This window comes from Streptomyces sp. NPDC057638 (assembly GCF_042800315.1).
Lineage (GTDB): Bacteria > Actinomycetota > Actinomycetes > Streptomycetales > Streptomycetaceae > Streptomyces.
Map to the genome: position 1 here is coordinate 1 of NZ_JBHVHF010000242.1, position 12,817 is coordinate 12,817.

General features: G+C 72.0%; 11 protein-coding genes. 7 read left to right on the forward strand and 4 right to left on the reverse strand.

Annotation, left to right across the window (positions count from 1 at the left end; genetic code table 11):
• Positions 1-35: 35 nt before the first annotated feature.
• From ACFVIM_RS26315 to ACFVIM_RS26325, 3 genes are all read right to left on the reverse strand, one after another.
• Positions 36-1,226 carry a DUF5667 domain-containing protein gene (locus tag ACFVIM_RS26315; protein WP_384305980.1) on the reverse strand — a complete coding sequence of 397 codons (1,191 nt, stop codon included), beginning with the start codon at positions 1,224-1,226 and terminating at the stop codon, positions 36-38.
• Between the two features lie 228 nt (positions 1,227-1,454).
• Positions 1,455-2,249 carry an ECF subfamily RNA polymerase sigma factor, BldN family gene (locus ACFVIM_RS26320; protein WP_384305983.1) on the reverse strand — a complete coding sequence of 265 codons (795 nt, stop codon included), beginning with the start codon at positions 2,247-2,249 and terminating at the stop codon, positions 1,455-1,457.
• Positions 2,250-2,695: 446 nt separating this feature from the next.
• Complete coding sequence (locus tag ACFVIM_RS26325; protein ID WP_384305985.1) at positions 2,696-3,685, reverse strand: HAD family hydrolase; 990 nt, start codon at positions 3,683-3,685, stop codon at positions 2,696-2,698.
• A gap of 391 nt (positions 3,686-4,076) precedes the next feature.
• Between ACFVIM_RS26325 and ACFVIM_RS26330 the strand changes: the two genes are divergently transcribed.
• The 6 genes from ACFVIM_RS26330 to hemB all read left to right on the forward strand — a co-directional run bounded on the left by ACFVIM_RS26330 (position 4,077) and on the right by hemB (position 10,881).
• Positions 4,077-4,370, forward strand: a complete 294-nt coding sequence (locus ACFVIM_RS26330; RefSeq protein ID WP_384305987.1) for a glutaredoxin family protein — start codon at positions 4,077-4,079, stop codon at positions 4,368-4,370.
• Between the two features lie 401 nt (positions 4,371-4,771).
• The gene (locus ACFVIM_RS26335) at positions 4,772-5,491 is read left to right on the forward strand and encodes a redox-sensing transcriptional repressor Rex (protein ID WP_384305989.1); all 720 of its coding nucleotides are present in this window, start codon (positions 4,772-4,774) and stop codon (positions 5,489-5,491) included.
• Positions 5,488-7,161, forward strand: coding sequence for a glutamyl-tRNA reductase (locus ACFVIM_RS26340; protein ID WP_384305991.1), 1,674 nt, complete (start codon positions 5,488-5,490; stop codon positions 7,159-7,161). The genes ACFVIM_RS26335 and ACFVIM_RS26340 overlap by 4 nt, the downstream gene beginning before the upstream one ends.
• A complete protein-coding gene (gene hemC / locus ACFVIM_RS26345) occupies positions 7,158-8,117 on the forward strand; it encodes a hydroxymethylbilane synthase (RefSeq protein WP_384305993.1) in 960 nt (319 codons plus the stop codon). Before ACFVIM_RS26340 ends, hemC begins: the two co-directional genes overlap by 4 nt.
• Complete coding sequence (locus ACFVIM_RS26350; RefSeq protein ID WP_384305995.1) at positions 8,114-9,775, forward strand: uroporphyrinogen-III synthase; 1,662 nt, start codon at positions 8,114-8,116, stop codon at positions 9,773-9,775. The genes hemC and ACFVIM_RS26350 overlap by 4 nt, the downstream gene beginning before the upstream one ends.
• A 116-nt stretch (positions 9,776-9,891) precedes the next feature.
• Positions 9,892-10,881: a porphobilinogen synthase gene (gene hemB, locus ACFVIM_RS26355; RefSeq protein ID WP_384305997.1), complete on the forward strand. Its 990-nt coding sequence runs from the start codon at positions 9,892-9,894 to the stop codon at positions 10,879-10,881.
• Between the two features lie 148 nt (positions 10,882-11,029).
• On the opposite strand, the gene ACFVIM_RS26360 is transcribed toward hemB, so the two are convergent.
• Complete coding sequence (locus ACFVIM_RS26360; protein ID WP_384306000.1) at positions 11,030-11,971, reverse strand: glycoside hydrolase family 19 protein; 942 nt, start codon at positions 11,969-11,971, stop codon at positions 11,030-11,032.
• A gap of 490 nt (positions 11,972-12,461) precedes the next feature.
• Between ACFVIM_RS26360 and ACFVIM_RS26365 the strand changes: the two genes are divergently transcribed.
• Positions 12,462-12,731: a DUF1876 domain-containing protein gene (locus ACFVIM_RS26365; protein WP_384306003.1), complete on the forward strand. Its 270-nt coding sequence runs from the start codon at positions 12,462-12,464 to the stop codon at positions 12,729-12,731.
• Positions 12,732-12,817 lie beyond the last annotated feature (86 nt).

Genomic DNA, 12,817 nt, shown 5'->3' on the forward strand with positions numbered 1-12,817 from the left:
GCATGTGCCCCGGGCCCACCGGCATCGGGGAACCGTCAGCCGCCTTCCTCCTCGGAGTGCAGCCCCAGACCGGGCAGCAGACCGGGGAGCAGCGGCGGGAGGGTGACATCCGGCGGTGTGGACGGGGAGTTCTTGCCCGAGGGCGGCGAGGAGGAGCCGGGTGGGTCCAGCAGTCCGCCGTCTCCCAGCAGGCCCTCGGTGGGGCTGGAGGCCGATCCCGAGGGGCGGGGGTCGCTCGCCGAACCGCTCGGGAAGTCGGGCGATCCCGCCGATGACGAGGGAGTCTCCCCACTGGGCGTCGTGGCACCGCCCCGGGAGCCTGGTGTGGCCCCCGGCCGCTGGGAGTCGCCCCGGCTCTGCTCCGGCGGGCGGGGCAGGAGCGACTGCAGCGGCTCGACCTCTTGGTCTATGGCGTCGAAGACCTCGTTGACCTCGTTGCCCACGTCCGTGAGCTGGGCGGGGAGCTTGTTCCGCAGCCCGTTCCACGCGTCGCGATGGGCGCGGGAGAACGAGTCCAGCTTCTGCAGGGGGCCCAGTGAGCCGTCCCGCTGATGGGCCTCGTGGAGCAGCCGGTGGCCCTGCACCGCGTCGTGGTGCATGCCCTTCAGCGCCCGGCGGACCTCGCCGAGCGACTCGTGGTCGAGGGCCCCGGCCCGGCCGCGCTCCATCAGTCTGCGGGCCTCGCTGAGCCGGGTGGACGCCTGGTCCAGATAGAGCTCGCCCCGGTCGGAGTCACCGTCGGCCATGCCCAGCCGGATGTCCTCCATGCCCCGCTTCAGCCCGTAGAGCGTGTCGCCGGGGAGCGCGTCCGAGCTGGCGGCCGCGACACCGGTGAACGCCCCCGCCGCGACACCGACGGTCAGACCGCCCGCGGCGAGCCCCTTGGACCAGCGGGAGCGGGGCCGCAGCCGTCGGAGCCGGGAGGCGCGGTGGACGCCACGGCCCCCCTTGCGCTGCTCGGGGACCAAGGGGCCGGCCGGAGCGTTCCCTCCGGCGGTGGCCTCCTGGAACATGGCCTCCATGGCGGCTACCAGCTGTGCGCGCTGGACCACCTTGACCTCGGGGTCGAGCTGCGGTCTCGGCATCGCGCTGAGCTCGGCGGCCAGCGCCAGCAGCTCTCGCTGTCCGGTCGGTTCGACCGCGTCATCCGGCTGTCCGGCCGCCTGGTCCTCCACGGCGCGGGCGAAGGCGTTCGCCCGCCGGTGCGCCGATACGTTCGCGATCACTGGCGGCACCTCCTCTCGTCATGACGATCGACTCCCCTGGGCGTCGAAAAGGTTGCACACCTTGAGCGCGTCCGCTCGATGGGGTGAACGGCTGCGGGCAGGGTGTGACCACAGGGAGCCTGCATCCCGCACAACGAGTGTGTCGGCACTTGGGTTACGCGCGGCGGATGATCGGACCAGTGCGTCATCGAGGCGTCACCGATGGTGAGTTGAGGGTGGTCGGGGAGATCAGCGGGCATCGTCCGGGAGGAGCCGGGCCAGGGTGCGGACGGCGCGGTACTGGAGGGTCTTGATCGCTCCCTCGTTCTTGCCCATCACCCGGGCGGTCTCCGCCACCGAGAGCCCCTGGAGGAAGCGCAGGGTCACGCACTCCTGCTGCTGGGGGTTGAGCTTGCGCACCGCTTCCAGGAGGGCGGCGTTGGACAGTGACTCCAGGACCGAGTCCTCGGGGCTGCGCTCGACCTCGTTCGCGTCGAGCATCTCCCCGGTGGTCACCTCGAGGCGGAAGCGGCTGGACTTGAAGTGATCGGCGACCAGGTTGCGGGCGATGGTCACCAGCCAGGCCCCGAAGTCGCGCCCCTGCCAGGTGAAGGTGGAGATGCGGCGCAGGGCGCGCAGGAACGTCTCGCTGGTGAGGTCCTCCGCCGTCGCCTTCCCGCCGACGCGGTAGTAGATATAGCGGTAGACCGTGTCGCTGTACTGGTCGTAGAGGCGGCCGAAGGCGTCGGCCTCACCGGCCTGGGCGCGTTCGACCAGCTCCATCATGCGGGCGCTGTCGCTGTCAGCGGTTGGTCGGCGCGCGGTGGCCGCGGCGCCTGAGCCGCTGCGGCCGCCCCGTCTGCCGACCGCGGCCCGGCCGTCGGCCAGGGCGTAGCAGGGCGCGGCGGGTCCGCTGGCGGCGAGGCGGGGCAGGGCGAGGGCGGGGACGGCGTACGCGGTGGGGACAAAACCGCGCAAGTGGTCGAGGACCGCCGCGCGGAGCGTAGCCAGGCCCGAGGCGTCAACCCCGACGTGTGGGTACACGGGACTCCCAGAGGCAGAGCTTCCAACACGTGCAGTGCGGGATGGTTCACCCGTCGTGGCGACTGGTGGGTTCCCGTATGCGTCTGAGGAGAATAACGCTTCGTACAGGCAGTGCTACGCCCAGTTGCTCAAATCATCGATTACGTCGCTTCTGTTCTGGTCCGGCGACGGGTTGGGTAAGGGGTTGCGATCGGTTGGTGACCGAATTCGATCGCGATCTGACTCTTCGAGGGAGCCGGAGGCCCGATGGAGCAGCATCTTCCGTCTGGGTGGCACGCGTGGGGCGGGTGCGGTGGAAGAGGGCGCGGCTCGGGGTGATCATAGCGACGCGCGGGACCGCGGTGGGTGTGTTGCGGGCCGGTGGCGGGGCGCGTCGGGGCGCGGGGTGTCGTCCCCGGGGGTGTTGCGCGTCGGTAGCGCGGCGCGAGGGACGGGGCGGAAACGGTTCAGCGGCGACGGCGGTGGAGGGCGACGGCCGCGGCCGTGCCCCCCGCGAGGGCGCCGACGCCCGCGGCGGCGGGGATGCCGACCTTGGCGGCCTTGCGGCCGGTGCGGTAGTCACGCAGCCGCCAGTCGTGGGCGCGGGCGTGCTTGCGGAGCTTGGTGTCCGGGTTGATGGCGTAGGGGTGGCCCACCAGCGTCAGCATCGGGATGTCGTTGTGCGAGTCGCTGTAAGCGGCGCAGCGGGAGAGGTCGAGACCCTCGGCCGCCGCCAGGGCGCGCACCGCCTCGGCCTTGGCCGGGCCGTGCAGCGGCTCGCCGACCAGCTTGCCGGTGTAGACGCCGTCGACGGACTCGGCGACCGTGCCGAGCGCGCCGGTCAGCCCGAGCCTGCGGGCGATGATCGTGGCGGTCTCCACCGGGGCCGCCGTGACCAGCCAGACCTTCTGGCCCGCGTCGAGGTGGGCCTGGGCCAGGGCGCGGGTGCCCGGCCAGATGCGGTCGGCCAGGTACTCGTCGTAGATCTCCTCGCCGATGCTCATCAGTTCGGAGACGCGGTGGCCCTTGACGATCGACAGGGCGGACTCGCGGACGTCCTGCATATGGTCGGGGTCCTCGACGCCGGCGAGCCGGAACCAGGTCTGCTGCCAGGCGAACCGGGCCAGATCGCCCCGGTGGAAGAACTTGCGCTTGTACAGGCCACGGCCGAAGTGGAAGAGGGCCGCACCCTGCATGACGGTGTTGTCGAGATCGAAGAAGGCGGCGGCGCGGTCATCCCCGGGCACGGGAAAAGGAGGTACGGGAAAAGGAGGTACGGGAAAAGGAGGCGCGCCGGAAGGGGTCATGGGGAGGGCGGTCTCGGCGGGCTCGGTGGCGGCGACCTGTTCGAGTCGCTGTGAGGTCTTGCGCGCTGCCTCGGCCGCCGCCTCGCCTGCGAGTACGCTGCGTGCGGTGGCGGTGCGCCTACGGGGGGTGAGCCATCCCAGAGCGGCCATGGGGCGAGCATAGCCAGTCTGTTCGGAACTTCCCGCCGCGCCCGGGCGCGGTACGGGTGAACGGGCGGTGACCGCCCTGCTGGGCGCGACGGCGGTCAAGCGGAATGTGGGCGGTCTCTCATCCCGGGAGCGCCGGGGGCCTGCGGCCGGGGCATCCCCGCCCGGGGAGGCTGGGGATACCGGGGGTGCCGGGCTCAGGGGGGTGGCTGCCCCTGGGTGAGCCAGCGGAGAGGTGCCTCAGGGCCGCTGTCGGCACCGATGGCGGTCTCCGTACGGCCGGAGCGGCGGCGATGGGGCGCGCCGACCGAAGGCTGGGGTGGGGGTACCCCCGGCCGAAGGCTGGGGTGGGGGTACCCCCGGCCGAAGGCTGGGGGAGGTCGACAATGGGCCCATGAGTCCAGTGTGGCGACGCGGCAAGGGCAAGAGCGGTGGGGGCGGTACGGCGGGGGAGCGGGTGGTCACGCTCATCGGCAAGCCGGGGTGTCATCTCTGCGATGACGCGCGGGCCGTCGTCGAGGAGGTCTGCGGCCGGACCGGGGCGCGCTGGGAGGAGAAGGACATCACGCGGGACGAGGAGCTGCACCGGGCCTACTGGGAGCAGATCCCGGTGGTCCTGGTCGACGGCGAGCAGCACACCTTCTGGCGGGTGGATCCGGAACGGCTGCGGCGGGCGCTGGAGGGGTGAGCCCGGGGCCGTCGGGTCACGTGTTCCTGGGTGGGGATCGGCCCCGGCCGCGCCGTCCGGGGGCCGGTCGCGGCGTGCGGGCACCCGAGGGGCGCTGGTGCCGGGCGGGGCGAAAGTTGTCATGGCTCTATCGGGACCCGATGGCGGCAGGGCACAGTGGAGCGGCCTCGGGGGTGACAGATGAAGGAGTGATTGCTGCTGTGCCCCCTTCAGATCCAAAACGGGTCAGCGCGGTGCGCGGTTCCGTCCTGGCGCGATCAAAGCGCGTGACCCCGATCACTTTACGTGGACAAAACGGACACCATCTTTGTGCACGCGTTCACAAAGACTTAGCCTGCTGTGGACGGGGCGGTCTTGGGACACACGGCCGCCTAGAGCCTCGCTCATCCCGCAGGAGCACCGTGGCAACTGGCCGAAATCACCGACCGGCGACCCGTAGCCGAGGAATCCCCGAGGCCACCGTCGCCCGGCTTCCGCTGTACCTGCGGGCGCTGACCGCGCTCTCGGAGCGGTCCGTGCCGACGGTCTCCTCCGAGGAGCTGGCGGCCGCCGCCGGGGTGAACTCCGCCAAGTTGCGGAAGGACTTCTCGTACCTCGGTTCCTATGGGACGCGCGGGGTGGGGTACGACGTGGAGTACCTCGTCTACCAGATCTCCCGTGAGCTGGGGCTCACCCAGGACTGGCCCGTGGTGATCGTCGGTATCGGCAACCTCGGTGCCGCGCTGGCCAACTACGGGGGCTTCGCCTCCCGTGGTTTCCGGGTCGCCGCGCTGATCGACGCGGACCCCGCGATGGCGGGCAAGCCCGTCGCCGGGATCGCCGTCCAGCACACCGACGAGCTGGAGCAGATCATCAGCGACAACGGGGTGTCGATCGGCGTCATCGCCACGCCCGCCGGTGCCGCCCAGCAGGTCTGCGACCGGCTGGTCGCCGCCGGGGTGACCTCCATCCTGAACTTCGCGCCCACCGTGCTCTCCGTGCCCGACGGGGTCGATGTGCGCAAGGTCGATCTGTCGATCGAGCTCCAGATCCTCGCCTTCCACGAACAGCGCAAGGCCGAGGGTGAGCCCGGTGGCCGCAAGGGGCCCGACGGGGACATGCCCGCGGTGATGCCGGTATGAGTCTTCTCGTCGTCGGACTGAGCCACCGCAGCGCGCCCGTGAGCGTGCTGGAGCGGGCGTCGCTCTCGGTGGACGCGCAGGCCAAGCTGGTCCAGGACACCCTGGCCGCCGAGCCCACCGCCGAGGCCGCGGTCCTCGCCACCTGCAACCGCATCGAGCTCTACGCCGACGTGGACAAGTTCCACGCCGGGGTCGCCGAGCTGTCCACGCTGCTGGCCCAGCACAGCGGTGTGGGGCTGGAGGAGCTCACCCCCTACCTCTATGTCCACTACGAGGACCGTGCCGTCCACCACCTCTTCTCGGTGGCGTGCGGACTGGACTCGATGGTCGTGGGCGAGGGGCAGATCCTCGGCCAGATCAAGGACGCCCTGGCCCGCGGGCAGGAGTCGCACTCCGCCGGGCGGCTGCTCAACGACCTCTTCCAGCAGGCGCTGCGGGTGGGCAAGCGGGCCCACAGCGAGACCGGGATCGACCAGGCCGGCCAGTCGCTGGTCACCTTCGGCCTGGAGCAGCTCGCCCAGGGCCGGGACGTGGAGCAGTGGGCCGCGGGCAAGCGGGCCCTGGTCATCGGGGCGGGATCCATGTCCTCGCTCGCGGCGACCACACTGGGCCGCCTCGCTGTGGGCGAACTGGTCATCGCCAACCGCACGCTGGAGCGCGCGACCCGGCTGGCCGCCGTGCTGTCCGGGACGGGCGCCCGGGCCCGGGCCGTCGCCATGGACGAGGTGCCCGCCGAGCTGACACGTGCCGACGTCGTCGTCTCCTGTACGGGGGCGACGGGCCTGGTACTCAACGCCGACGCCGTCGCCGAGGCGCTGGCCGGACGGGTGATCGCCGGGACCCCCGCCGAGGACGCGCCCGCCGACCGCACCCAGCGGCTGCGGGCCCCCGACGGCAGCCTGGTGGCGCGGCTCGCCGCGACCGCCGCCCGGGACGGGCGGGTCCAGGACCTCGCGGTCGGCCCCGCCGAACACGGTGAGGTCCCGGCCGCGCGCACCGCCGAGGACGTCTGCCCCGTCGGCCTGCCTCATGAGCGGCCCGCCGAGGAGCTCGCCGAAGACCTCGCGCTGCACGGCACCTGGGTGGAGAACGCCACCACGGCCCGCCCCTTGCGCACTGCCCCCGCCGTGGCGGCGGGCGGACGGGAGCCGGTGGCGCTGGCCCTGCTCGACCTGGCGATGCCCCGGGACATCGACCACGCGGTCCACCGGCTCGCCGGGGTGCGGCTGGTCGACATCGAGTCCCTCGCGGAGGCGTCCGCCGACGCGCCCATGGCCGCCGATGTGGACCAGGTGCGCCAGATCGTCTCCGATGAGGTGGCCGCCTTCGGGGCGGCGCAGCGGGCGGCCCGGATCACCCCGACCGTGGTCGCGCTGCGCGCCATGGCCGCCGGTGTGGTCGCCGGGGAGATCGCCCGGCTGGACGGGCGGCTGCCCACCCTGGACGAGAAGCAGCGCGCCGAGGTGGCGCAGACCGTGCGCCGTGTCGTCGACAAGCTGCTGCACGCGCCGACCGTGCGGGTGAAGCAGCTGGCGAGCGAGCCGGGTGGCGCCGGGTACGCGGACGCGCTGAGGACCTTGTTCGATCTCGACCCGGAGACGGTCGCCTCCGTCAGCCGGGCCGATCTGAGTGACAGTGACACTGACGTCAAGAACCGAGGGCGAGTATGACCGAGAGGGCACTGAGGCTCGGGACACGGCGGAGCAAGCTCGCCATGGCCCAGTCCGGGCAGATCGCCCGGGAGGTCGAGCGGGTGACCGGGCGCGCCGTCGAGCTGGTGGAGATCACCACGTACGGGGATGTCTCCCGGGAGCATCTGGCGCAGATCGGCGGGACCGGCGTGTTCGTCGCCGCGCTGCGGGAGGCGCTGGTCTCGGGCGAGGTGGACCTGGCCGTTCACTCGCTGAAGGACCTTCCCACCACACAGCCCGACGAGCTGCTGCTGGCGGCCGTGCCGCCGCGGGAGGACCCGCGGGACGTGCTGGTGGCGCGCGATGGGCTGACCTTCGCGGAGCTGCCCGCGGGCGCCCGGGTCGGTACCGGCTCGCCGCGCCGGATGGCGCAGCTCAACGCGTACGCGCGGGCGCACCACACCCATATAGAGACTGTGCCGATCCGGGGCAATGTCGACACCCGGATCGGATATGTACGCAGCGGGGAGCTCGACGCGGTGGTCCTGGCCGCCGCGGGGCTGAACCGTATCGGCAGGTCCGAGGAGATCACCGACTTCCTGTCGGTGGACTCCGTGCTGCCCGCCCCCGGCCAGGGGGCCCTGGCGGTCGAGTGCGCCGCGGATAACGCGGAACTCGCCGCTCGCCTCGCCGAACTCGACGACCCGGCGACCCGGGTCGCCGTGACGGCCGAGCGTTCTCTGCTCGCCGCCCTGGAGGCCGGCTGCTCCGCACCCGTGGGTGCGCTGGCCGACCTGTTGGGCGACGGGCAGGTTGTCACTGAAATGCGCCTGCGGGGCGTCGTCGGGACCACCGACGGCTCCACGCTGGTGGCGCTGTCCACCACCGGACCCGTACCCATGTCGCACGGCGACGCCATCGCGCTCGGTCGCGAACTCGCGTCCGAGATGCTCGCCAAGGGTGCGGCCGGTCTTATGGGGGAGCGAGCACATTGAGCCCCACCACCAACCCGTCCTCGGCGTTCTCGGCACACGGGCACGTCACTTTCCTCGGCGCCGGACCCGGCGACCCTGGGCTGCTGACCCTGCGTGCCGTCGAGGCGCTCGCGGGAGCCGACGTACTGATCGCCGAGCCCGAGGTACTCGATGTCGTACGCGGCCATGCGCGGGCGAGCGTCAGCACGCCGGAGCTGACCGTTGTTGACGAGGCGTCAACAACCGCCGGAATCCCCGTACTCAGGGATGCGCTCAATCTTGTCATGGAGGCGGCGCGGGGCGGCAAGCGGGTCGTTCGCGCGGTGACCGGCGATCCCGGGCTCGACGCCGACGCCGGGCAGGAGATGCTGGTGTGCGCGGCGGAGGGGATTCCCTTCGAGGTCGTGCCCGGTATCGCCACCGCCGTCGGGGTGCCCGCCTACGCCGGAGTGCCGCTGCGCGACGCCCAGGGCACGGACGTACGGTTCGTGGACGCGGTCAGCGCCAGCGAGCGCTGCTGGACCGAGGTCGGCAGCAGCGACTGCACCGTCGTGGTCTCCACCACGCTGGACGCCGTCGCCACCGCCGCGGGTGAACTGGTGTCCGCGGGCCGCAAGCCCGACACCCCGCTCACCGTCACCGTCGGCGGGACCACCACCCGCCAGCGCACCTGGACCGCGACGCTCGGGACCATCGCCCAGACCTTCAAGCAGGGCAAGGTGCTGCCGTCGCCGGACGGGCACCGGCCGGTGATAGCCGTGGTCGGGGAGCGCAGCGCCGCGGCCCAGCGGGACCAGCTCGCCTGGTTCGAGTCCAAGCCGCTCTTCGGCTGGCGGGTGCTGGTGCCGCGCACCAAGGAGCAGGCCGCCTCGCTCTCCGACCAGCTCCGTTCGTACGGTGCGGTACCGCATGAGGTGCCGACCATCGCCGTCGAGCCGCCGCGCACCCCGCAGCAGATGGAGCGGGCGGTCAAGGGCCTGGTCACCGGGCGCTATGAGTGGATCGCCTTCACCTCGGTCAACGCGGTCAAGGCGGTGCGGGAGAAGTTCGAGGAGTACGGGCTCGACGCGCGCGCCTTCGCCGGGATCAAGGTCGCGGCGGTCGGCGAGCAGACCGCGAAGGCCCTGATCGACTTCGGCGTCAAGCCGGATCTGGTGCCCAGCGGCGAGCAGTCCGCGGCGGGTCTGCTGGAGGACTGGCCGCCGTACGACCCCGTCTTCGACCCGATCGACCGGGTCTTCCTGCCGCGTGCCGACATCGCCACCGAGACCCTGGTGGCGGGCCTGATCGAGCTCGGCTGGGAGGTGGACGACGTCACCGCCTACCGGACGGTGCGCGCCTCGCCGCCGCCCGCCGAGACCCGTGAGGCGATCAAGGGCGGTGGCTTCGACGCGGTGCTGTTCACCTCGTCGTCCACCGTGCGGAACCTGGTGGGGATCGCCGGGAAGCCGCACAACGTGACGGTGATCGCCTGTATCGGCCCCGCCACCGCCAAGACGGCGGAGGAGCACGGGCTGCGGGTCGACGTCCTCTCGCCGGAGCCGTCGGTGCACCGGCTGGCCGAGGCGCTGGCCGAGTTCGGCGCGGCGCGCCGGGAGGCGGCCGTGGAGGCCGGGGAGCATGTGCTGCGGCCGTCGGAGCGGCGGCCCGGCGGCCGTCGCCGCCGGACGACCACCTGAGTTCATCGCGTCGCCTACGAAGGGCCCGCACGGCGTTCCTCAGCCGGTGCGGGCCCTTCCGTATGACGTTCGAGGCCGGTGCGGCGCGGTGGGGCGCGGGGCGTAGCGTAGGTGCCATGAGTGTGTATGGAGCGTTTCCCGGTACGCGCCCCCGGCGGCTGCGGACCACCCCCGCGATGCGGCGCATGGTCGCCGAGACCCGGCTGCACCCCTCGGACCTGATCCTGCCCGCCTTCGTGCGGGAGGGGCTGAGCGAGCCCGCGCCGATCTCCGCGATGCCCGGGGTCGTCCAGCACACCCGGGACACCCTGCGGAAGGCCGCCGTCGAGGCGTGTGCGGCCGGGGTCGCCGGGATCATGCTCTTCGGGGTGCCGGAGGAGGCCAAGAAGGACGGTCTGGGCAGCGCGGGCACCGACCCGGACGGCATCCTCCAGGTCGCCATCCGCGATGTCCGGGCCGAGGTCGGCGACGATCTGGTGATCATGTCGGATCTCTGTCTCGACGAGTACACCGACCACGGCCACTGCGGGGTCCTCGACGCCGACGGCCGGGTGGACAACGACGCCACGCTGGAGCGGTACGCCGAGATGGCGCAGGTCCAGGCCGACGCCGGGGTCCATGTCGTGGGCCCCAGCGGGATGATGGACGGCCAGGTCGGGGTCGTCCGGGACGCCCTGGACACCATCGGCAAGGAGGATGTCGCCATCCTCGCCTACACCGCCAAGTACGCCTCCGCCTTCTACGGACCCTTCCGGGAGGCCGTGGGCTCCTCGCTCAGCGGGGACCGCAAGACCTACCAGCAGGACCCGGCGAATCTGCGGGAGTCGCTGCGGGAGCTGGCCCTCGATCTGGAGGAGGGCGCGGACATGGTGATGGTCAAGCCCGCCGGGCCCTATCTGGACGTGCTGGCGAAGGTGGCGGAGTCGGTGGACGTGCCGGTCGCCGCGTACCAGATCAGCGGGGAGTACGCGATGGTCGAGGCCGCCGCCGAGAAGGGGTGGATCGACCGGGAGCGGGCGATCCTGGAGTCGCTGACCGGGATCAAGCGGGCCGGGGCGGGGATGATCCTCACCTACTGGGCCACCGAGGTGGCGCGCGGGCTGTAGAGCCCGTCGCGCCGCGCTCGGGTGGGCGAGGGCGGCGGACCCGGGATCTTGTGCGGGTCCGGGTCCGCCGCCGTCGTGCCGCTGTGCTCCGTTGTCGATCCGTATGCCGTGCTGTGCCGTGCTTCCCCGCGTACGGGGTCGGGGCGGGTCAGCAGTACAGGTTGGCCCCGGTGGGGACGGCGAGGATGGCGGCGAAGCGGGTGTAGTTGTTCACCCGGCTCTGGACCTGTGCCGGGTTGCGCCCGTCGCACTCCAGGGAGCCGTTGATGGAGCGGATGGTGTGGCCGAAGCCCGCCTGGTTGACCATGGCCGCGTGGCCGGTCATCGTGCCCGGGCCGCGCTGGGTGTTCCAGTACCACAGGCCGGTGCGCCAGGCGATGTCCGACTCGTTCTGCACCCGCCAGGGGTTGTTCAGCAGATCGATGCCGAGGGCGTCACCGGCGGCCTTGTAGTTGAAGTTCCAGCTGAGCTGGATCGGGCCGCGGCCGTAGTAGGCGGCCTGTCCGGCCGGGCAGCCGTAGGGCTGGCTGCGGTCGCAGTAGTGCGGATAGTTGGCCTGATTCTGCTCCACCACATGGACCAGTCCGCCGGTCTCGTGGCTGACGTTGGCGAGGAAGGCGGCGGCCTCCTGCCTCTTCACGGTGTCGCTGCCGGTGTTGGCGAAGGCCGGGTACGAGCTGAGCGCGGCCTTCAGTCCGGCGTAGGTGTAGAAGGAGTTCCGGCTTGGGAACATCTGGTTGAACTGAGCCTCGCTGACGACGAATCCGCCCGGCCCGGGGCCGGGGTTGCCGCCGCCGCTACAGGTGTGGGGATTCCAGAACCAGGTGCTGATGGTGGGGTCGTACCCCGGGTTGTCGTGTTCGGCGATGTAGTACTGGCCGTTCGTGTACCTGACAACGTTGCCAGTCGTGTACCAGGTTCCCGCGCGCCAGTTGGGCGCGGTGGTGCACTCGTCGGCCGTTGCCTTCGCGGCCTGGGCGGGGGCGGTGGTGGCGGCCGCCGGGGCCGCCGTGGGGATGAGGGTCGCGCCCGCCAGCCCGATGGCGGCGAGGGCGGTCACGAGGACCGAGGTGAGACGTCGTTTGAGCACGCGGTGTCTCCTCCGTGCGTCAACGGCCGCCGCTGGAGGGCGTGGTGGGGTGCTCGCTCCGGGGGCGCCGTGGTGGTGGGGGTTGTGGAGACACTGAAGCGTGTTGACGGGGCTCAGTCAAGGTCTGGACCAATGCCGTTGGCTTGACCGAGCCCCACGCGCGCTCCCACCAACAGGGCACGGACCGCAGGTGGTTGAGGTTCAGGGGGACGGCGGGTGGATCCGGCGGTGGGTGCGGACTGGCTGGTCGGTGAGGAGGCGAAGAGTCGTCGGCGACGGGTGGGTGAGGGGGGTCCGGAGGGGGCGCGGGTGGGGGGTGGTCCCGTGGGGCCTCGGTGTGCCGGGGTTGCCGTTCCGCCCTGACGCTCCTGGAAGAGGACGTACCGGCTCTGTCGCCGGGATGTGTCTCTGGGTGAGCGGAGGAGCGGGGAAGTGGTGATCTGCGGGCGCCGGGCGCACCCTGGAGACGTACCTCTGGAGGTGATCCGTCATGCAGACACTCGTCGGATGGCACATCGAGCTGGAGTTCCACGAGGAGGGCGACCGGACCCGGGCCGCCGCCATGGTGCGGCTCGCGGACGGGACCGAGGTGCGGGGGCACGGGCTGGCCCAGCGGCATCCGTCCGATCCGGAGCAGCTCCGGGTGGGTGAGGAGATCTCCGGGGCGCGGGCGCTGATGGACATCGCCTCCCAGCTGCTGGAGAAGGCGCACACGGAGATCGACGAGACGGCGGGGCGGACGTCCCACGCGCTGGTCTGAGGCGTTCGTGGCGGGGAGCGCGGCTTCGGTCGCACGTGCGCGGTGGGCCCGGTGCCCCTGGCGGCCAGATGTGTGCGGACACGCGG